The sequence below is a fragment of the Streptomyces sp. NBC_01549 genome, from assembly GCF_026339955.1.
Classification (GTDB): Bacteria; Actinomycetota; Actinomycetes; order Streptomycetales; family Streptomycetaceae; genus Streptomyces.
On record NZ_JAPEPW010000001.1, the window covers coordinates 1435889 to 1455492 of the forward strand.

At 70.0% G+C, this 19604-nt stretch carries 18 protein-coding genes; 9 read left to right on the forward strand and 9 right to left on the reverse strand.

Translation table 11 applies throughout. The features are described from left to right. Positions 1–108: 108 nt before the first annotated feature. Positions 109–1515, reverse strand: a complete 1407-nt coding sequence (locus OG819_RS06080) for a family 2B encapsulin nanocompartment shell protein (protein ID WP_266648372.1) — start codon at positions 1513–1515, stop codon at positions 109–111. Between the two features lie 242 nt (positions 1516–1757). On the opposite strand from OG819_RS06080, the gene OG819_RS06085 reads away from it, so the two are divergent. From OG819_RS06085 to OG819_RS06095, 3 genes are all read left to right on the forward strand, one after another. After that, positions 1758–1991, forward strand: a complete 234-nt coding sequence (locus tag OG819_RS06085) for a hypothetical protein (protein WP_266431601.1) — start codon at positions 1758–1760, stop codon at positions 1989–1991. Positions 1992–2161: 170 nt separating this feature from the next. Beyond that, a complete protein-coding gene (locus tag OG819_RS06090; protein WP_266628480.1) occupies positions 2162–2752 on the forward strand; it encodes an N-acetylmuramoyl-L-alanine amidase in 591 nt (196 codons plus the stop codon). 133 nt (positions 2753–2885) lie between these two features. Next, positions 2886–3767, forward strand: coding sequence for a pyridoxal-phosphate dependent enzyme (locus OG819_RS06095; RefSeq protein ID WP_266652587.1), 882 nt, complete (start codon positions 2886–2888; stop codon positions 3765–3767). Positions 3768–3821: 54 nt separating this feature from the next. On the opposite strand, the gene OG819_RS06100 is transcribed toward OG819_RS06095, so the two are convergent. Further along, complete coding sequence (locus OG819_RS06100; RefSeq protein ID WP_266628478.1) at positions 3822–5417, reverse strand: Na+/H+ antiporter; 1596 nt, start codon at positions 5415–5417, stop codon at positions 3822–3824. Between the two features lie 61 nt (positions 5418–5478). On the opposite strand from OG819_RS06100, the gene OG819_RS06105 reads away from it, so the two are divergent. From OG819_RS06105 to OG819_RS06115, 3 genes are all read left to right on the forward strand, one after another. Next, positions 5479–5739, forward strand: coding sequence for a UBP-type zinc finger domain-containing protein (locus OG819_RS06105; RefSeq protein ID WP_266431604.1), 261 nt, complete (start codon positions 5479–5481; stop codon positions 5737–5739). 269 nt (positions 5740–6008) lie between these two features. Next, on the forward strand, positions 6009–6422 hold the full coding sequence (locus OG819_RS06110; RefSeq protein WP_054228129.1) for an anti-sigma regulatory factor: 414 nt from the start codon (positions 6009–6011) through the stop codon (positions 6420–6422). Then, positions 6419–7513 (forward strand): RNA polymerase sigma factor SigF, encoded by a 1095-nt coding sequence (locus tag OG819_RS06115; protein ID WP_266431605.1) that lies wholly within the window; start codon positions 6419–6421, stop codon positions 7511–7513. The genes OG819_RS06110 and OG819_RS06115 overlap by 4 nt, the downstream gene beginning before the upstream one ends. A gap of 42 nt (positions 7514–7555) precedes the next feature. Here OG819_RS06115 and OG819_RS06120 read toward each other — a convergent pair whose 3' ends face one another. Continuing rightward, positions 7556–8005: a hypothetical protein gene (locus OG819_RS06120; RefSeq protein WP_266431606.1), complete on the reverse strand. Its 450-nt coding sequence runs from the start codon at positions 8003–8005 to the stop codon at positions 7556–7558. Between the two features lie 158 nt (positions 8006–8163). Between OG819_RS06120 and OG819_RS06125 the strand changes: the two genes are divergently transcribed. Together OG819_RS06125 and OG819_RS06130 are read left to right on the forward strand one after the other, a co-directional pair. After that, positions 8164–9132, forward strand: coding sequence for a diacylglycerol kinase family protein (locus OG819_RS06125; RefSeq protein ID WP_266648375.1), 969 nt, complete (start codon positions 8164–8166; stop codon positions 9130–9132). Between the two features lie 319 nt (positions 9133–9451). Continuing rightward, positions 9452–9709: a WhiB family transcriptional regulator gene (locus tag OG819_RS06130; protein ID WP_006380970.1), complete on the forward strand. Its 258-nt coding sequence runs from the start codon at positions 9452–9454 to the stop codon at positions 9707–9709. Between the two features lie 269 nt (positions 9710–9978). Here OG819_RS06130 and OG819_RS06135 read toward each other — a convergent pair whose 3' ends face one another. Beyond that, a complete protein-coding gene (locus OG819_RS06135) occupies positions 9979–11445 on the reverse strand; it encodes a sensor histidine kinase (RefSeq protein WP_266431924.1) in 1467 nt (488 codons plus the stop codon). 436 nt (positions 11446–11881) lie between these two features. Further along, positions 11882–12958 carry an SIS domain-containing protein gene (locus OG819_RS06140; protein WP_266648377.1) on the reverse strand — a complete coding sequence of 359 codons (1077 nt, stop codon included), beginning with the start codon at positions 12956–12958 and terminating at the stop codon, positions 11882–11884. Positions 12959–13303: 345 nt separating this feature from the next. Between OG819_RS06140 and nagB the strand changes: the two genes are divergently transcribed. Continuing rightward, positions 13304–14089 (forward strand): glucosamine-6-phosphate deaminase, encoded by a 786-nt coding sequence (gene nagB, locus OG819_RS06145; RefSeq protein ID WP_266648379.1) that lies wholly within the window; start codon positions 13304–13306, stop codon positions 14087–14089. Between the two features lie 89 nt (positions 14090–14178). Here nagB and OG819_RS06150 read toward each other — a convergent pair whose 3' ends face one another. The 4 genes from OG819_RS06150 to OG819_RS06165 form a co-directional block, all read right to left on the reverse strand. After that, complete coding sequence (locus OG819_RS06150; protein WP_266648381.1) at positions 14179–15690, reverse strand: glycoside hydrolase family 3 protein; 1512 nt, start codon at positions 15688–15690, stop codon at positions 14179–14181. Between the two features lie 9 nt (positions 15691–15699). Beyond that, positions 15700–16548 carry a carbohydrate ABC transporter permease gene (locus OG819_RS06155; protein WP_266431611.1) on the reverse strand — a complete coding sequence of 283 codons (849 nt, stop codon included), beginning with the start codon at positions 16546–16548 and terminating at the stop codon, positions 15700–15702. After that, a complete protein-coding gene (locus tag OG819_RS06160) occupies positions 16545–17531 on the reverse strand; it encodes a carbohydrate ABC transporter permease (protein WP_266648383.1) in 987 nt (328 codons plus the stop codon). Before OG819_RS06160 ends, OG819_RS06155 begins: the two co-directional genes overlap by 4 nt. A gap of 760 nt (positions 17532–18291) precedes the next feature. Continuing rightward, entirely contained in the window at positions 18292–19578 is a 1287-nt protein-coding gene (locus OG819_RS06165) for an extracellular solute-binding protein (protein ID WP_266628457.1), read from the reverse strand. Positions 19579–19604 lie beyond the last annotated feature (26 nt).

Consider the following 19604-nt stretch of genomic DNA (forward strand, 5'->3'; position numbering starts at 1 on the left):
TGGGCTTGCCGATGAGGCCCCGCCCGTCCGGGGTCTCGGCCAGACTCTGCCTCGTCCCTGGTGTTCCCGCCTGGTCGGGCGGGAACACCGCGGCCGGCGTCGGGAAGGTCACCGCCAGCGGCCGATCTCGACGTTCTCCAGGATGCCGAGGGCATCCGGCACAAGGACCGCGGCCGAGTAGTACGCCGTCACCAGGTAGGAGATGATCGCCTGTTCGTTGATGCCCATGAAGCGCACCGACAGGCTCGGCTCGATCTCGTCCGGGATGCCCGCCTGCTGCAGGCCGATGACGCCCTGCTCGGCCTCGCCGGTACGCATGGCGATGATCGAAGTCGTACGGGTGTCGCTGACGGGGATCTTGTTGCACGGGAACAGCGGCACGCCGCGCCAGGTCGGGATGCGGTTGCCCGCGACCTCGATGCTCTCGGGGACCAGTCCGCGCTTGTTGCACTCGCGGCCGAACGCGGAGATCGCGCGCGGGTGGGCGAGGAGCAGCTTGGTGCCGCGCCGGCGGCTGAGCAGCTCGTCCAGATCGTCGGGGCTGGGCACGCCGTCGTGCGGCTGGAGCCGCTGGTCGTACTCGCAGTTGTTGAGCAGTCCGAACTCCCGGTTGTTGATGAGCTCGTGCTCCTGGCGCTCCTTCAACGCCTCGACGGTGAGGCGCAGCTGCTGCTCCGTCTGGTTCATCGGCTGGTTGTAGAGATCGGCCACACGCGTGTGCAGGCGCAACACGGTCTGGGCGATGCTCAGTTCGTACTCGCGCGGCGCGGCCTCGTAGTCCACGAAGGTGCCGGGGATGTCCTGCTCCCCGGTGTGGCCGGCCGAGAGGTCGATCTCCTTCTCGCCGTACTTGTTCGTGCGCTGCTCCGGAATCGCGCGCAGCTCCGCGAGGTGTTCGCGCAGGGAGTCGGAGCGCTCGGCGACCTGCTCCAGGTCCCGGCGGGGCAGCGTGAGCACGGTGACCGCGGTGACGGCGCGGGCCGTGTACTCCCAGATGGCGTCCGGGTCGATGAGCGCCTGCTCGCCGAAGTACGCGCCGTCGGCGAGGACACCGAGGACCGCGTCGTCGCCGTACGGACCGGTGCCGATCTTCTCCACCTTGCCGTGCGCGAGCAGGAACACCTCGTCGGACGGACTGCCGAACGAGGCGAGCACTTCGCCCGGCGCGAACTCCCGCTGCTGGCACCGCTGGGCGAGCTCGCCGAGTGCCTCCTGATCCTCGAACGAGCGGAGCACGGACAGCTCGCCGAGCTCCGCGGGGATGACCTGCACACGGTCACCGGTCTTCACGAACGTCACGCGGCCGTCACCCACGGAGTAACTGAGCCGCCGGTTCACGCGGTACGTGCCACCCTGCACGTTCACCCACGGAAGCATGCGCAGCAGCCATCGTGAGCTGATCTCCTGCATCTGGGGTGCGGACTTGGTGGTGGTGGCCAGGTTCCGCGCGGCCGATGTGCCGAGACTCTGCTGCGGCTTGCCCTGACCCGCACGGACCTCTTCGCCTACCGACATGAAAATTGCCCTCCCGGTCGTGCACTGATCTGCGCCGACCAGCCTTCCATCACGGAGCGTGCCGGTGCTATTACACGAATGAGCGGGAATGGATCACAGGGGATTGGGCAGAGGGTCCGCTTTTGTCGATCGATCGAACAGCTGGAGCCGTCGCCGTCGAACAGCCCTGAGCCGTTGCGCGCGGGAACTCCGAGATCCGGCCAACCGTTTGACGCGGTGACGGACGATGACAGGAGACGGCAATGGCAGGCTTCCTGGACCGCGCGAAGGAACAGGCGCAGCGAGGGCTCACGCAGGGCAAGCAGAAGATCGACGAGGTGCAGGCGCAGCGTGCGGGCGGTGACCTCCTGAAGAGGCTGGGCGCGGCGTACTACGCGGAGCGACGCGGCAGCGGCTCCCCCGAGGCGACCCAGCAGGCCCTCCAGGCGTTGGAGAGCCACATCGCCGCGCACGGGGACGCGTTCCTGCACTCCTGACGGGCCTCGCGAAAGCGCCGTGAACGCGCTGGTCGAACGCGCCCGCACCCCTGACCGGATCAACTCGCACGCCGCACGAGCGACTGGGCCGGAGCCTCCGGTTCCGGGTACAAGCCGCGGTACGAGACGGCCGCGACCGGTGGCCGGCGCGCAGTGCGAAGGAGGCGGTCATGGCCCCACCCATGTCCGCGGGCGGTTTCCTGAACCGGCTCAGGGAGGAAGGCGTCACCGTCGTCGAGGTCGGCGACTGGGAGCATCACAACCGCAATCACAAGGGGCCATGGGGTCCGGTGTACGGCGTGATGATCCACCACACGGTGACCTCGGGCAGCGAGCACACCGTCGCGATCTGCCGTGAGGGCCGCTCGGACCTGCCCGGTCCGCTGTGTCACGGCGTCATCACCAAGGACGGTGTCGTGCATCTCGTGGGCTACGGCCGGGCCAATCACGCGGGTCCGGGTGACGACGACGTGCTGCGTGCCGTGATCGCGGAGAAGGCGCTCCCGCCGGAGAACGAGGCGAACACCGACGGCAACCGTCACTTCTACGGCTTCGAGTGCGAGAACCTCGGCGACGGAAGGGATCCGTGGCCCGAGGTGCAGCTGGAGGCCGTCGAGAAGGTCGCGGCCGCGATCTGCCGCCACCACGGCTGGACGGAGCGCTCGGTCATCGGCCACCTGGAGTGGCAGCCGGGCAAGATCGACCCGCGTGGCTTCACGATGGCCTCGATGAGAGAGCGCGTCCGCGACCGCCTCAAGTGACGGACGGGTGCGGGGCCGCTGCCCGCATACCGGACAGGTGTCCGACAATGGTGGGGTGCCCAGCCCCGCAACCCCGGACGGCCCGAACACCCCGGCCGCTCCGGACGTCCCCGAAGCGCTCGACCCGACCGGTCTGCGGCCGCGACTGCCCTCGCCGCTGTGTGAGGTCGCGGACGAGCGTTTCGCGCGCCATGGCGTGCGGCTGCTGCTCAAGCGGGACGATCTGATCCACCCGGAGCTGATCGGCAACAAGTGGCGCAAGCTCGCCCCGAACCTCCGCGCGGCGGCGGGCCGCACGGTTGTCACCTTCGGCGGCGCGTACTCCAACCATCTGCGCGCCACCGCCGCCGCGGGCCGCCTCCTCGGGCTGACGACCGTGGGGGTGGTCCGCGGTCAGGAGCTGGCCGACCGCCCCCGCAACCCCTCGCTGGCCCGCTGCGCGGCCGACGGTATGCGACTGCACTTCGTCGACAGATCGATGTACCGCCGCAAGAGCCGACCGGAGACGCTGGCCGCCCTGCTGCGCTCGGTGGACGCCGAGGACGCGTACGTCGTCCCCGAGGGCGGCAGCAACGCCCTTGCCCTACGCGGCTGTCAGGAGCTCGGCGCGGAGCTGCGGGGCCACGCCGGTGTCGACGTGGCCGCCCTCGCCTGCGGCACCGGCGGCACCCTCGCCGGCCTGGCCGCCGGCCTCGCCCCCGACCAGCGGGCGCTGGGCATCCCCGTCCTCAAGGGCGGTTTCCTGGGCGCCGACATAAGCGCCCTCCAGGAGTCCGCCTTCGGCGGCCGGCGCGGCGCCTGGTCCCTCGACGACCGCTTCCACTTCGGCGGCTACGCCCGCACCACACCCGAACTCGACACCTTCGCCGAGGACTTCGAACAACGCCACGGCCTGCCCGTGGAACGTCTCTATGTCGCCAAGATGCTGTACGGACTTGTCGTCTTGGCGAACGAGGGGGCGTTCGCACCGGGAACGACGGTGGCGGCGGTGATCACCGGGGCGCCGTTCTCCTGACCGCCGACGCGGCCGTACCCGTCGTGCGCCCGGCGCGTGCACGCGAAGGCGCCGTCACGCCGCCTCCCGGTAGGCCGCCGCCTCCTCCAGGTCCAGTCTGCGCAGGAGCGTGCGGAGCATTTCGTCGTCGATGTAGCGGTGGTCGCGGAGCCTCACGAAGACCTCGCGTTCGGTGCTGATCATCTCGCGGGAGAGGCGACGGTAGGTGTCGTCGGCGGTCTCCCCGGTCACCGGGTTGACGGCGCCGAGCCGTTCCCAGACGGCGTTGCGGCGGCGTTCCAGGACTGAGCGGAGCCGGTCGGCGAGCGGCGGGGGCAGGGCGTTGCGCTCGTCTTCGAGGAGTTCGTCGAGGCGCCGTTCGGCGGCCCGGGACGCCTGCGCCTGGGCGTTCGCCTCGGCGAGCGTCTCGGCCTGGGCGTCGCGCCCCGGCAGCTTCAGGAGGCGGATGAGAGGGGGCAGCGTCAGCCCCTGCACGACCAGGGTCCCGATGACGGTCGTGAAGGTGAGGAAGAGGATGAGGTTGCGATCCGGGAACGGGATACGGTCGTTCATGGAGAGCGGGATGGAGAAGGCGATGGCGAGCGAGACCACCCCGCGCATTCCGGCCCAGCCGATGATGAACGGCCCCTTCCAGGTCAGGGTCCCCTCCCGCTCCCGGATGCGTGCCGACAGGATCCGGGGCAGGAAACTGGCGGGATAGATCCAGACGAACCGGGCGGCGACCACGGCCAGGAAGACGGCCACCGCGTACCAGACGACGGTGGCACCGTCGTAGTCGCCGAGGCCCTTGAGGACGACCGGCAGCTGCAGTCCGATCAGCGCGAACACCGCCGACTCCAGGACGAACGCGACCATCTTCCACACCGCCTCCTCCTGGAGCCGGGTCGCGAAGTCCACCTCCCACGCACGGTGCCCGAGGTAGAGCGCGACGACGACCACGGCGAGCACTCCGGAGGCGCGCAGCTGCTCGGCGATCCCGTACGCGACGAAGGGGATCAGCAAGGAGAGCGTGTTCTGGAGAAGCGCCTCCTTCAGGTGGGTGCGCAGCCAGTGGATCGGCACCATCAGGACGAGGCCGACGGCCACGCCGCCGACCGCCGCGAGCAGGAACTCGCGGATGCCGCCCGCCCAGGTCGCGCCCTCGCCGACCGCGGCGGCCAGGGCCACCTTGTAGGCGGTGATCGCGGTCGCGTCGTTCACCAGGGACTCGCCCTGCAGGATCGTGGTGATCTGCGAGGGCAGTCCCACCCGGCGCGCCACCGCCGTGGCCGCGACGGCGTCCGGCGGCGCCACCACCGCCCCGAACACCAGCGCCGCGGGCAGCGGCAGGCTGGGCACGATCAGGTAGGCGGCCCAGCCGACGGCGAGCGTCGCGAAGAGCACGTACCCGACCGACAGCAGCGCGATGGGCCGCAGATGCGCCCGCAGATCGAGATACGAGCTGTCGGTGGCCGCCGTGTACAGCAGCGGAGGCAGCACCAACGGGAGCACGATCCCCGGGTCGAGTTCGTACCCGGGCACTCCAGGGACGTACGAGACGACCAGGCCCGCCGCGACGAGCAACAGCGGCGCCGGCACCGGGGTGCGACGGGCGTACCCGGCGACCGCGGCGCTTCCCGCGACCAGCAACAGCAGTGGCAAAACGTGCATCGTCTTCCGCCCGCCCTCGTTTTCGCGCGGCATCCCGCACACCCGACGTAACCTGGCAATCATGAAACAGTGCACGCACGCCGACGAGCTGCAGCACCCAGAACCCGGGCCCCTGAGCGAGACCTGCCTGGAGTGCCAGGCCGCCGGTACACATCCGGTGCAGTTGCGGCTGTGCCTGACATGCGGGCACCTCGGCTGCTGCGACTCCTCGCCGCTGCGGCACGCGACGGAGCATTTCAAGGAGACCGGACATCCCGTGATGCGTACCTTCGAGCCCGGTGAGAGCTGGCGCTGGTGCTTCGTCGACCACGTACTGGTGTGACCCACGGCCCGGACGGTTCGACCGTCTGACGCCTGGGTACGTCAACCCGGCGCGCGCTCTTCCTATTTGGGGCCGCAGACCCCTAGCCACTGTCCGTGCTCATAGGCTTACTATGAGTGACAGCAAGGGGCGGGGTCCCCCGGACAGGAAACCTGGGAGCGCGGTAGCGTCACCGCTGAACCACCTAGCGCGTTACCCCGGGGGGCGACCCTCGGCCCCGAAAGAGCTCGAAAGAGCTCGAAAGAGCTTGTACCACCTTGGAGGTGAGGGTGTCCCAGATCGCAGGCGAGCCCGCGACGAAGGACTTCGTGGAAGTCCGGCTGCCGGCCGCGGGTGCCTACCTGTCGGTGCTGCGTACGGCTACGGCCGGTCTCGCAGCCCGTTTGGACTTCACCCTCGACGAGATCGAGGACCTCCGCATCGCGGTGGACGAGGCCTGCGCGATTCTGTTGCAGCAGGCCGTCCCCGGATCGGTGCTCAGCTGTGTCTTCCGGCTCATCGACGACTCGCTCGAGGTGACGGTCTCCGCTCCGACCACCGACGGTCACGCTCCGTCACGGGACACGTTCGCGTGGACCGTCCTGTCGGCGCTCGCGGGCAAGGTCGACTCCACCGTCGCCGAGGACAAGACCGTTTCGATCAGCCTCTACAAACAGCGCGGCGCGGGACCCGGGCCGGCGTGAGGAACGGGGACGGGCCGGTGCGGGACGAAGAGCGCGGCACACGGGAGCTTCCCGCCGGACGTGTCGACGGCCTCGACGGGCCGCGGCGCGCGGTGGAAGACGTCGACGGCATCCCCGAACAGGCCCGGCCGCACCCGGAGGACGAGCAGGAGAGTCCCTCCGGCCAGGACGACGGGCAACGGGATCCGGAGGCTGCCGCGCGGAGCACGTCCTCGGAAGGACGGCGGCTGGTGACGGGCGGGACTATGAGCGAGCACGAGCGACACGACAAGCCAGAGGTGCAGAGCGTGCAGGGCACGCAGCACGGGCCGAGCGCCCAGCACATCCAGCACGACCCGCAGGACCGCAGCGGAGCGCGGGCGATGTTCATCGAGCTGCGCAAGCTGCAGGACGGCAGCGCGGAGTACGCGGAGCTGCGCAATCAGCTGGTCCGCATGCACCTCCCGCTCGTCGAGCACCTCGCGCGCCGCTTCCGCAATCGCGGTGAGCCGCTGGACGACCTCACCCAGGTCGCGACCATCGGTCTGATCAAGTCGGTCGACCGCTTCGACCCGGAGCGCGGGGTCGAGTTCTCGACGTACGCGACTCCGACGGTCGTCGGCGAGATCAAGCGGCACTTCCGCGACAAGGGCTGGGCGGTACGGGTGCCGCGGCGCCTGCAGGAACTGCGCCTGGCCCTGACGACGGCCACGGCCGAGCTGTCGCAACAGCACGGGCGCTCCCCGACGGTCCACGAGCTGGCCGAGAAGCTGGCCATCTCGGAGGAGGAGGTCCTGGAGGGCCTGGAGTCCGCCAACGCGTACTCCACGCTGTCCCTGGACGTCCCCGACACGGACGACGAGTCCCCGGCGGTCGCGGACACCCTGGGTGCGGAGGACGAGGCCCTGGAGGGCGTCGAGTACCGGGAGTCGTTGAAGCCCCTGCTCGAGGACCTCCCCCCACGAGAGAAGCGGATCCTTCTCCTCCGCTTCTTCGGCAACATGACCCAGTCGCAGATCGCACAGGAGGTCGGCATCTCCCAGATGCACGTCTCCCGCCTACTGGCCCGCACCCTCGCCCAGCTCCGCGAAAAGCTCCTGGTCGAGGAGTAGCCGACCCCTCGGCTTCCTACGCGCCGCCGAGAACCGCCGGAACTACTTGGATTCCTCGGTGGCGCCGGGGCCGCGGATGCCCAGGGCCCGGGTCGTTTCGGAGTTGACGAGCAGGACCAGCGCCGTGAGCGCGACCGCCGCGAGGGCGATTCCGGCCGGGATCGCCACGCTGTCCGCCTGCAGCAGGCTATAGGCGACGGGCAGCGCCATGATCTGGGTGATGACCGCGGGGCCCCTGCTCCAGCTGCGCCGCAGCAGCAGGCCTCGGGCGGCCAGCAGGGGCAGCAGCGCGAGCACGATCAGCGTCACGCCCAGGGTCACGCCCTGCTGCCGGTCCCCCGAGTCACCCGTGAACCCCCGGACGACCATCCACACGCCCCCCACGGCGAGGACCAGCCCCTCCAGCGCGGCCAGCGCGGCCGCGACGGTCAGCCGTCCAGGACGGGGCTCGGCGGCGGGGGCGTCAGGGGTGGGGATCTGCTCAGCGCTCACCCCTGAAGGGTAGCCCTCGGGTACCCGCGCACCGCCGGACCCCGGCCGCTTCCCCGCCGCCTCCCGCACCTCACCGTGTCGAGACTCACGCCCCTATCTCTTACCGGATCCCTAACTCGGTCTGGGACCGGTACCCCTCGGTAGGTACGCTGCATCGCATGCGTGCACTTCTCGTGGTCAATCCGGCAGCTACCACCACAAGTGCGCGCACGCGCGATGTCTTGATCCACGCGTTGGCGAGCGAGATGAAGCTCGAGGTGGTCACCACCGAGTATCGCGGGCACGCCCGGGACCTCGGCCGGCAGGCGGCGGAGAGCGACGACATAGAACTGGTGGTCGCGCTCGGCGGCGACGGCACCGTCAACGAGGTCGTGAACGGCCTGCTGCACAACGGCCCCGACCTGGACCGTCTGCCCCGTCTCGCCGTGGTCCCCGGCGGCTCCACCAATGTCTTCGCCCGCGCCCTGGGCCTGCCCAACGATGCCGTGGAGGCCACCGGCGCCCTGCTGGACGCGCTCAGAGAGGACCGTGAGCGCGCGATCGGCCTCGGTCTCGCCGCGGGCACGCCGGGCACCGAGGACGAAGCCGTCCCTTCCCGCTGGTTCACGTTCTGCGCGGGGCTCGGCTTCGACGCGGGGGTGATCGGCCGGGTCGAGCAGCAGCGTGAGCGCGGCAAGCGTTCCACCCATGCCCTCTATTTGCGCCAAGTGGTACGTCAGTTTTTGGACGAACCTCATCGCAGGCACGGAATGATCACACTGGAGCGGCCCGGCCAGGACCCGGTCACCGATCTTGTGCTGTCCATAATCTGCAACACCTCGCCCTGGACGTTTCTCGGCAATCGTCCGGTGTACGCGTCGCCTAAGGCTTCGTTCGATACCGGGCTCGACGTACTCGGCCTCAACCGCATGTCGACGGCCGCGGTTGCCCGGTATGCCACCCAGTTGCTCACTTCGTCCCCCGAGCGCGGCCCCCATGGCAAGCGCGCCCTGTCCCTGCATGACCTGACCGACTTCACCTTGCATTCGAAGGTGCCGCTCCCCCTCCAGATGGACGGCGACCACCTCGGACTGCGCACAAGCGTGACGTTCACAGGCGTACGCCGTGCACTGCGTGTGATTGTGTGAGCGGAAGGGCCCAAAGTCCTTTCACTCGAACGTTTAGACCAGGGTCCACCCCATGGAAGTACGGCTGTGACCTAGTCGACACCGAGGAATCAAAAAAAACTTTCCAGAAGGGGTTGTATCCGCCGCTGAGGTTTGCGAGTCTCTACGTGGCGATCGGGACGGCCCGCAACATCGGCCCCACAGAGAGCCAGAACCCCTCCTCAAATCACAGGACCACGTCAGGGAGACCTGACAGTCGGCCCTTCACTTGTTGGGGGATTCGTGAAAGCGTTCACATTCACAAGCAACGTGCATGTAATACCAAGGAGAGGTAGCAGCCATGGACTGGCGTCACAACGCCGTTTGCCGCGAGGAAGACCCCGAGCTCTTCTTCCCCATCGGCAACACCGGTCCTGCGCTGCTGCAGATCGAGGAAGCCAAGGCCGTCTGCCGCCGCTGCCCCGTCATGGAGCAGTGCCTGCAGTGGGCGCTCGAGTCCGGCCAGGACTCCGGCGTCTGGGGTGGCCTCAGCGAGGATGAGCGCCGTGCCATGAAGCGTCGCGCCGCCCGCAACCGGGCCCGTCAGGCCACCGCCTGACGCCCCACCCCGTAACGAGCCTGAGCCCGGCGGCGCGTACAGCGAGTACGCATCTCCCGCCCCCGAGCCGCAGCGCGCAGTACCCCCGATGCGCATAGCAGCGTAAGCAGTGGCCCCGGACCTTCTGGTCCGGGGCCACTGTCATGCGCCACTTGCCACGGTCATGCACCGCATACGGGTGAACGCACGACTTGGGCCTGGATGCCCGACTTATGAGTTGATGCCTGACTTATGGACGGATTCCCGACTTGTCGGTGCGTCAGATACTCCTACTTGTGCGCCTGCACAGGAATGTCCAGGATGACCTGCGTACCCCGCTCCGGGGCCGCCACCATGTCGAACGTGCCCCCCAACTCGCCCTCCACCAGGGTTCGTACGATCTGCAGACCGAGGTTGCCGGAGCGGTGCGGGTCGAAGCCCTCCGGGAGACCGACCCCGTCGTCCTGGACGGTGACCAGCAGGCGGGTCTCCTTGCTGGTGCCGCCGCGGACCGCCGAGACCTCGACCGTACCCCGGTCGCCCTCGCGGAAGCCGTGCTCCAGCGCGTTCTGCAGGATCTCGGTGAGGACCATGGAGAGCGGGGTGGCGACCTCGGCGTCGAGTATGCCGAAGCGGCCGGTGCGGCGGCCGGTGACCTTGCCCGGCGAGATCTCGGCGACCATGGCGAGCACCCGGTCGGCGATCTCGTCGAACTCCACCCGCTCGTCCAGGTTCTGAGACAGCGTCTCATGCACGATGGCGATCGAGCCGACCCGCCGTACGGCCTCCTCCAGGGCCTCACGGCCGCGCTCCGACTCGATGCGCCGGGCCTGCAGCCGCAGCAGCGCCGCCACCGTCTGGAGGTTGTTCTTGACCCGGTGGTGGATCTCCCGGATGGTCGCGTCCTTGGTGATCAACTCGCGTTCGCGACGGCGCAGTTCGGTGACGTCGCGCAGCAGGACGAGCGAACCGACCCGGGTGCCCTTGGGCTTGAGCGGGATCGCGCGCAGCTGGATCACCCCGTCACCGCTCTCGATCTCGAACTCTCGGGGCGCCCAGCCGCTGGCGACCTTGGACAGCGCCTCGTCCACCGGGCCGCGGGACGGGGCGAGTTCGGCGGTGGTCACACCGAGGTGGTGGCCCACCAGGTCGGAGGCGAGGCCGAGGCGGTGGTACGCCGACAGCGCGTTCGGAGACGCGTACTGGACGATGCCGTCCGCGTCGAGGCGGATCAGCCCGTCGCCCACCCGCGGCGAGGCGTCCATGTCGACCTGCTGGCCGGAGAACGGGAAGGAGCCGGCGGCGATCATCTGGGCGAGGTCGGACGCGCTCTGGAGGTAGGTCAGCTCCAGCCGGCTCGGGGTGCGCACGGTGAGGAGGTTGGTGTTGCGCGCGATGACACCGAGGACGCGCCCCTCCCGCCGTACCGGAATGGACTCGACCCGTACCGGCACCTCCTCCCGCCACTCGGGGTCGCCCTCGCGCACGATCCTGCCCTCGTCCAGCGCGGCGTCCAGCAGGGGGCGGCGGCCGCGTGGGACGAGGTGGCCGACCATGTCGTCCTGGTACGAGGTCGGGCCCGTGTTGGGCCGCATCTGCGCCACGGAGACATAACGGGTGCCGTCGCGGGTGGGAACCCACAGCACGAGGTCGGCGAAGGAGAGGTCGGAGAGCAGCTGCCACTCCGAGACCAGCAGATGCAACCACTCGAGATCGGAGTCACCGAGAGCGGTGTGCTGGCGGACGAGGTCGTTCATGGAGGGCACATGTGCGAGCGTACCCGGGGGTTCGGCCCGGCTCCGAAAACACCCGCGGGCCGCGGCGCCTGGGAGGGACCCTCAACCCTCCCGGCACCGCAGCCCGGAGCAGCAACGGCCACGGGCTGTGCGGTCCCGGTCGGCCGAAGGAGAGGACCCGGAGCAGTCAGGGCAGAGAGCGCCGGTTCCTCGGTCCGCCTTCCTGTGCGGGGAAGACGGAGGTTTGCGTGAATCAACGCCTCGTCGTAAGCGACGCTTCGTCGATCCATGACTTACCAGCACATTGTGGACTAGACCACGTGCGGCGTCCATGCGTCGGCGGATGTTTGTTGTTGTCTCTTTATCCAACTTCCAACAGCATCCACCACGCAGAGTAGCCCGGTTCGGCCCCCGGTGGGGGCCGGATCGGCTCATCAATGGGGCCGGACGGCCATGGTCAGCGGGTCTCCGTCACCTTCGCCAGGGCGCGCGGCGCGTCCGGGTCCTGGCCGCGGGCGATGGTGACCTCGTAGGCCAGGAGCTGGAGCGGAAGGATCTCCAGGATCGGCTGGAGCTCCTCGGCCACGCCCTCGGTGGGCAGGACGAACCCGGCCGAGGCCTGTTCCACCTGGGCCCGGGGGCCGATGACGACCAGGTCGGCGCCGCGCCCGCGCAGCCGGTCGAGCACGGGCTGCAGCGCCTCGCCGCCCTTCCCGTCGGTGACGACCGCGATGACCGGGGAGATGTTGTCGACCATGGCGAGCGGGCCGTGCAGCAGATCGGCGCCGGAGTACGAGAGGGCGGGGATGTAGCTGGTCTCCATCAGCTTCAGGGCGGCTTCCTTGGCCGTGGGGTAGCCGTAGCCGCGCGAGGTGATCACCATGCGCTCGGCGAAGCGGTAGCGGGAGGCGAGCGTGCGGACCTCGTCCTGACGGGTGAGGAGGTGCGCGGCGAGATCGGGCAGCACCTTGGCCGCGGCGCCGTCGCCGCCACGCAGGCCTTCGACGAGGAGATAGAGGGTGAGCAGGGAGGCCGTGTAGGTCTTGGTGGCGGGCAGGGCCTTCTCGGGTCCGGCCATGATGTCGAGGTGGTACTCGGAGACGGCCGCCAGCGGTGAGTCCGGGTTGTTGGTCACCGCGAGCGTGATGGCGCCGGCCTCACGAGCGGCCCGGGTCGAGGCGACCAGGTCCGGGGAGCCGCCGGACTGGCTGACGGTGATGACCAGGACGTCGGCGAGATCGGGCCGCGCGCCGTACGCCGTGGTCGTCGACATCGAGGTGAGCCCGCACGGCAGGCCCAGCTGGATCTCCAGCAGGTACTTCGCGTACAGGGCGGCGTTGTCGGAGGTGCCGCGGGCGGTGAGCAGCACGAAGCGGGGCTCCCGGGCCGCGACCTGCCGGGCCACTTCCTGGATCCGCGGCGCGCCCTCCTCCAGGATCCGGCGCAGCACGTCGGGCTGCTCGGTCATCTCCCGGGCCGTGATCCGACCCGGGCGGTCGTCGTCGGTCCGGGGGGCCGGGGTGGGCGCGGTCATGGGGGCCTCCTGGGGACGTTCCGGTCGTACGCGTCGACCGTGGCCGTCGTACGCGTCGACCGTGGCCGATACGGGGTGGTGCGTGCGGTGCGGATCGCGGGGATCGGTATCAGCGTCTCATCGCCCGTAGGCAGGGCTTTACTGGGTGTGCCGCTACGTTCGGGCGCCTTGCGGGCCCGTTCGGCCCAGGCGTCGGCCGCGTCGTGGTCGCCCGATGCGACGGCCGCCGTCAGTCATGGGGGCCCGCGGCGGACCATGGGTGGGCCACCTTTGCTAGATTGGTCTACACCACATGTGCTCTCTCACGGTTCCCGGCGAGCCCCTCTCCAGATCGGCAGGCCCAGCGTGGAAGTTGTCATCGTTCCCGATGCCAAGGCGGGCGGCGAGCTGATCGCCGAGGCCATGGCGGAGCTGCTCCGGCGCAGGCCCGACGCTCTGCTCGGCGTGGCCACCGGCTCGACGCCGCTGCCCATCTATCAGGCGCTGACGGCGAAGGTGGGCTCCGGTGCCGTGGACACCTCGCGGGCACGCGTCGCGCAGCTCGACGAGTACGTGGGGCTGCCCGCCGAGCACCCCGAGTCGTACCGGTCGGTGCTGCGGCGCGAGGTGCTCGAACCGCTGGGGTTGGACATGGACGCGTTCATGGGCCCGGACGGCACCGCCGAGGACGTGCGGGCCGCGTGCGAGGCGTACGACAAGGCGCTGGCCGAGGCCGGTGGCGTCGACCTCCAGCTGCTCGGGATCGGCACCGACGGGCACATCGGGTTCAACGAGCCCTGCTCCTCGCTCGCCTCGCGGACCCGGATCAAGACGCTGACCGAGCAGACCCGGGTCGACAACGCGCGGTTCTTCGGGGGCGACATCGAGCAGGTGCCGCACCACGTCATCACCCAGGGCATCGGCACGATCCTGGAGGCGCGGCATCTCGTCCTGCTCGCCACGGGGGAGGGCAAGGCCGACGCGGTCGCGGCGACCGTGGAGGGGCCGGTGGCCGCGGTGTGCCCCGCCTCGGCGCTCCAGCTCCATCCGCACGCCACCGTCGTCGTGGACGAGGCCGCCGCGTCCAAGCTGAAGCTGGCGGACTACTTCCGGCACACGTTCGCGAACAAGCCGGACTGGCAGGGGATCTGACCCAGCGGGCGCGAAAAGGCCACGAGGCGAAAGAAAGAGGGTGCCGGGCCGTTGGGGCCCGGCACCCTCCTCTTGCTTCTCGCCGGCCGTCACTCCCCCGCGATGACCTCCGCCGCGGCCCGGCCGCACACCCTCGCCGCGCCGTGCGTGGCGATGTGGAGAGCGCCCCGGGGCGGGGCCTGGGGGATGCCCATCTCGACCACGATCGTGTCGGGGCGTTCCCGCAGCAGTGTGTCCAGGGCGGTCCCCATCCAGGGGTGCCGGTGTTCGTCGCGGACGACAGCGACGACGCGGCGGGGGCCCGCGGCGGCCAGGGCCTCCGTCGCCGCCCCCTCCCCCGCGAAGCTGCCCGTCTGCGTGCCGGGCAGCAGCCGGGCCAGTTCCGCGGCCACGCCCCAGGGGGTCTCGTCACCGACGGCGATGTTCGCCACGGGGGTGAAGGCGGCGACGAACGGCGGTGCGCCCACCGGCTCGTAAGACGGCGCGTAGGTCACTGTCAGCGCACGTCGGGCGGCGGCGAGCCCCACGTCGGCCGGCTCCCGCTCGGCCTCCTGCGGGGCCGCGGAGGCCGCCGCCGTCCAACGGGCCAGCGCCCGTACCCGCTCGGCCGCGTCCGCGAGGCGCTCCTCGGGGAGTTCCCCGGTGCGCACCGCCGTGACGAGGGCGTCGCGCAGACGCCGTACCGTCTCGTCGTCCGCGAGCCCGCCGCCCACGCAGATCGCGTCCGCGCCGGCCGCGATGGCCAGGACGCTGCCCCGCTCGATGCCGTACGTCCCGGCGATGGCCCGCATCTCCATGCCGTCGGTGACGATGAGGCCCTCGTAGCCGAGTTCCTCGCGGAGCAGGCCGGTGAGGATGCGGCGGGAGAGGGTGGCCGGGCGGTCCGGGTCCAGCGCCGGGACCAGGATGTGCGCGCTCATCACGGCGCGCGTGTCCGCGGCGATCGCGGCCCGGAACGGGGCGAGTTCGCGGGCCTCGATGACCGACAGGTCGGCGTCGATGCGCGGCAGCGCGTGATGCGAGTCCACCGCCGTGTCGCCGTGGCCGGGGAAGTGCTTGGTGCAGGCCGCGACGCCCGCGGACTGGAGCCCGGTGACGTAGGCGGCCGTGTGCCGGGCCACCAGGTCGGTGTCGGCGCCGAAGGACCGTACGCCGATGACCGGGTTGTCGGGATTGGAGTTCACGTCCGCGGAGGGGGCCCAGTTCAGGTTCACCCCGCAGGCGGCGAGGCGGTGGCCGAGTGCCGAGGCCACCGCCCGTGTCAGCTCCACGTCGTCGACCGCGCCCAACGCGTGGTTGCCGGGATAGGAGGAGCCGGCGCGGACCTCGAGGCGGGTGACGTCGCCGCCCTCCTCGTCGATGGCGACCAGGACGTCGTCGCGCTCCGCGCGCAACTGGGCGGTCAGGGCCGCGAGTTGTTCGGGGGAGGCGATGTTCCGGCCGAACAGACCGACGGCGGCGAGCCCTTCGCCGAGGCGGCGCAGCAGCCAGTCGGGGGCGGTGGTTCCGGTGAAACCGGGCTGAAGGACGGTGAGCGCGTCGCGCGCCAAGCCGTTCTTGTCGGAAGAGGACGCGGTCGTACCACTGGCGAGTGTCGTCATCGGGGGGCGTTATCCCTTCACGGCGCCCGCGGTCAGCCCCGCGGCCATCTTGCGCTGGACGATGAGGAAGAGCACGACGATCGGCACGGCCATCATCGTGGCGCCGGCCATCATCGGGGCGTACTCGGTGCCGTGCTTGGTGGTGAAGTTGCCGAGCCAGACGGTGGCGGTCTGGTGGTCCTGGCTCATGAGCATCAGGGCGTAGATGTACTCGTTCCAGGCCTGGATGAACGCGTACACGGACGTGGCGACCATGCCGGGCGCGAGCAGTGGGAAGACCACCCGTATGAAGGCTCCCGTGCGCGAGCAGCCGTCGACCATGGCCGCCTCTTCCAGCTCCTTCGGGATGTTGACGATGAAGCCGCGCAGCGTCCACACCGTGAAGGGGAGGACGAAGGTCAGGTACGTGATGATCAGGCCGGAGAGCTTGTCGTACTGGTCCAGGTCGTTGAGCAGCAGGAAGACCGGGATGATCATGGCGACCAGCGGAACCATCTGGACCGCGAGGATGCCGACGATCACGATCTTGCGGCCGCGGAAGGCGAAACGGGAGATGGCCAGCGCGGCCAGCATCCCCACCACGACGCCGATCACGACGACCGACAGGGAGACGATCAGGCTGCGGCCGACGGGGCCCCAGAAGTCCGCGATGTCGAGCGCGCGACGGAAGTTGTCGAGCGTGAGCCCCGTGGGGAACAGGCTCGGGTCCGAGTCGATGGCGTCCTTCGCCGGCTTGAACGCCGTGTTCAGCATCCAGTAGACGGGGAAGCCCACGGTGACGAAGACGAGGAGGCCGAGGAGGTTCCAGCCGAGCTTGGACTTCCCCCGGCGCCGGCCCGCCGTGGCGAGGGTACTCATTCGACCTCTCCGATCTTCAGCATCTGACGCATGTACACGGCGACCACGCCCAGCAGCAACACCACGGTGAGCAGGGCGATCGCCGACCCCTGCGCGTAGTCGTTGACGACGAACGCGCGGTCGTACGAGTAGGTGGTGAGGAGTTGGAACTCCGCCTCCGGGTGGCCTCCCCGCATCACGAAGACCTGTGGGAAGACGCCCATGTCCCAGATGACGGAGAGCGTCGTGAGCATCACGACGATGGGCTTGAGGATCGGGAGCGTGACGTAACGGAAGACGCCCCACGCGCCGGCGCCGTCCAGCCGGGCCGCCTCCTCCAGTTCGCTCGGCACCTGGGTCAGCCCCGCGCTGAGTGTGATGACGACGAACGGCACCGCGCCCCACACCACCAGAAGCATGATCACGGCCAGGCCCTGGGGGCCGCTGGCGAACCAGTTGTGGCCGACCATGTCGACGCCCGGCAGCTTGCTCAGCAGCGCGTTGAGGATGCCGTAGTCGGAGTCGAAGAGCCACTTGAAGACGGTGGTGGCCACGATGATGGGCATGCCCCAGGTGGCCACGAGCGCGATGTTGATCAGCGTCTTCACCCAGCCCGAGACGCGCTGGAGGAGCAGCGCGATCAGCATGCCGAGGACCATCGTGAAGACGACGGACCCGACGGCGAAGACGATCGTGCGGACGACGACCGTCCAGAACTCGCTGTCGCCCAGCACCTTGCTGAAGTTGTCGAAGCCGACCGACTCGGCCGGCTGGAAGCCCCAGAGCTGGGACTGCCCGAACTTCTGGAAGGAGAGGGTGACCAGGCGGACCAGCGGATAGCCCATGACCAGCGCGAGGATCAGCAGACAGGGCGCGAGCAGGGCCCAGGGGGCAGCCGCCCCGCCCGAGGTCCGCCGTCTGCGGGGCGCCTTGGGGACGGCCGGTGGCGGTGCCTGCCGCGGCGGCGGCACCTTGGCGGGGGTGGTCGTGTCTGCGGCACTCATCGCGCGCTCCTCAGCGGTCCCTCAGGTCGTACGTGGTCGAAGCCCCGCACGGGGTCGTACGCGGGGCAAGCCCCCACACGGTCGAACACAGGCAAAACACACCCGGGCCGCACGCGGCAGGCGCCTCGCCCGGTCGTACGTGGCCCGCCCGGCGCACGGTCCGCGCGGGGGCGAACCCCCGCGGCCGCGCACCGCCCGGACCCTCGCGGCCGTACGGGGCCCGAACCCGACGCGGTCACGCCCAGCCCGAACCCCACACGGGTCGTACACGGGAGCGGACCCCCGCGGTCACACGCGGCCCGAACCCCACGGCCGCACCCCGGCGAAAGCCGCCCAGGTCGTGCGCGGTCCGGACCCCGCACGGTGGTGCACGGTTCGAAGCCCGCGCGGGTCGTGCGCGGTCCGGCTCCGAGCGGGTCGTCCACCGGGGCCGGCCCTCTCGGTCGTACGCGAGGCGGGCCCGCACGGTCCTGCTCGGTCCGGGTCCGGCACGGGTCGTGCGCGGTCCGAACCGGGGCGCGGTCGGTTCCGGACGGGGTCCGCCCGGGTCGTGCACCGGCCGGGACCACCCGGGTCGTACGCGGCCCGGGCCCCGCACGGTCGTACGTGGCCGGGGTCCCGCGCGGCCGTGCGGGAAGCGGCGGGAACCCGGGCCCGGCAGGCCCCGGCAAGGCCCCGGCAGGCGTACCCGAGAAGACCCCGGGATCGCCCCGGACGTGCCCGGACGTACCCCGGGGTCCCACCGGGCCCCGTGCTCAGGTCACTTGGTGTTGATGACCTTGTCGATCGCGGCGTCCGCTTCCTTCGCGGCGTCCTCCACCGACTTCTTGCCGGTGCCGATGTTCTGCAGCATGGTCTGCAGCACCTGGGCCTTCTCGACCTGGCCCCAGCCCGGCGCCATCGGCACGAACCAGCTGGACTCGGCCGCGGTGGCCGGGACCGCCGTCGCCGGGTCGTTCTTGAGGGTGGCGAGGTCGGTCTTGTTGTTGGGCAGGTTGCCCTTGGCCATCAGGCCCTTCTGCCCCGTGGAGCCCGTGAAGGCGTTGATCCACTCGGCGGCGAGGGCCTGCGCCTTGGACTTCACCGGGATGGCGAGGTCGGAGCCGCCGAGGAAGACGGGGAGGTTCTTGCCGGACGGGCCGGGCATCACGAAGTTCTCGAGGTTGCCCTTGAGCTTGCCGGTCTTGTCGCTCTTCGGGTCCTCGGAGGTCGCGCCCTCCCAGGCCGCGCCGAAGATCATGGCGGACTTGCCCTGCCCGTAGACGATGTATCGGTCGGACTCGTCCTTGGTCTTGTCGCCGTGCATGTACTTGTCGACGATCGTCTTGAACTCGTTCAGCCCCTTCAGGGACTCGGGCGACGACAGGCTCGCCTTCCACTGGCCGCCCTCGTCCTTGGCGATGGCGCCGCCGGCGTCGTAGACGAAGGACATCGCGGCGTACCAGTCACGGGTCGGCTGGTACCAGGCGCTGAACTTGCTTCCCTCCTTCTTCTGGATCTTGTCCAGGTCGGAGAGGAGCTCCTGGTACGTCTTCGGGGTCGTCTTCACGCCGACCGAAGCCGCCACGTCCTTGCGCCAGTTACCGACGCGGCCACCGGCGTAGTACGGCACACCGTAGGTCTTGCCCTCGTAGGTGACGGAGGTCTTGAGGCCGTCCAGCCACCCGGACGCGTTGTCGAACTTCGAGGCGTCGACGGGAGCGAAGGCGCCCTTGACCATGTAGCCGAGCATCTCGGAGTTGCCCATCTCGACCACGTCGGGGACCTTGTCCGTGGCGAGGACCGCGTCGAGCTTGGTGTTCTTGTCCGGCCAGCCGTAGTACTCGTGGTTGATCTTGACGCCCGGGTGCGCCTTCTGCACCGCGGCGTCGGCGGCCTTCACCAGATCGGGCCAGTTGTTCTGCGCGTCCACCGTGAGCCAGACGGTCAGTGCTTTCGCGTCCGCGCCCTTGTCCGACCCCCCGGAGTTGTTGTCGCTGCTCCCGCACGCCGCGATGGAGACCATCATGCCCGCGATACCGATCGCGGCTGCCAGCTTCCGCTTCACGCCACCCTCCTCAGGGATGCCATAAA

What these genes read in the sequence shown, in the direction of transcription:
- OG819_RS06140 (WP_266648377.1), bottom strand. Translation starts at nt 12,958, where the DNA reads ATGACCGCGCCCACCCCGGCCCCCCGGACCGACGACGACCGCCCGGGT.
- OG819_RS06150 (WP_266648381.1), bottom strand. Translation starts at nt 15,690, where the DNA reads ATGACGACACTCGCCAGTGGTACGACCGCGTCCTCTTCCGACAAGAAC.
- OG819_RS06130 (WP_006380970.1), top strand. Translation starts at nt 9,452, where the DNA reads ATGGACTGGCGTCACAACGCCGTTTGCCGCGAGGAAGACCCCGAGCTC.
- OG819_RS06100 (WP_266628478.1), bottom strand. Translation starts at nt 5,417, where the DNA reads ATGCACGTTTTGCCACTGCTGTTGCTGGTCGCGGGAAGCGCCGCGGTC.
- OG819_RS06160 (WP_266648383.1), bottom strand. Translation starts at nt 17,531, where the DNA reads ATGAGTGCCGCAGACACGACCACCCCCGCCAAGGTGCCGCCGCCGCGG.
- OG819_RS06135 (WP_266431924.1), bottom strand. Translation starts at nt 11,445, where the DNA reads ATGAACGACCTCGTCCGCCAGCACACCGCTCTCGGTGACTCCGATCTC.
- OG819_RS06155 (WP_266431611.1), bottom strand. Translation starts at nt 16,548, where the DNA reads ATGAGTACCCTCGCCACGGCGGGCCGGCGCCGGGGGAAGTCCAAGCTC.
- OG819_RS06085 (WP_266431601.1), top strand. Translation starts at nt 1,758, where the DNA reads ATGGCAGGCTTCCTGGACCGCGCGAAGGAACAGGCGCAGCGAGGGCTC.
- OG819_RS06125 (WP_266648375.1), top strand. Translation starts at nt 8,164, where the DNA reads ATGCGTGCACTTCTCGTGGTCAATCCGGCAGCTACCACCACAAGTGCG.
- OG819_RS06080 (WP_266648372.1), bottom strand. Translation starts at nt 1,515, where the DNA reads ATGTCGGTAGGCGAAGAGGTCCGTGCGGGTCAGGGCAAGCCGCAGCAG.
- OG819_RS06105 (WP_266431604.1), top strand. Translation starts at nt 5,479, where the DNA reads ATGAAACAGTGCACGCACGCCGACGAGCTGCAGCACCCAGAACCCGGG.
- OG819_RS06090 (WP_266628480.1), top strand. Translation starts at nt 2,162, where the DNA reads ATGGCCCCACCCATGTCCGCGGGCGGTTTCCTGAACCGGCTCAGGGAG.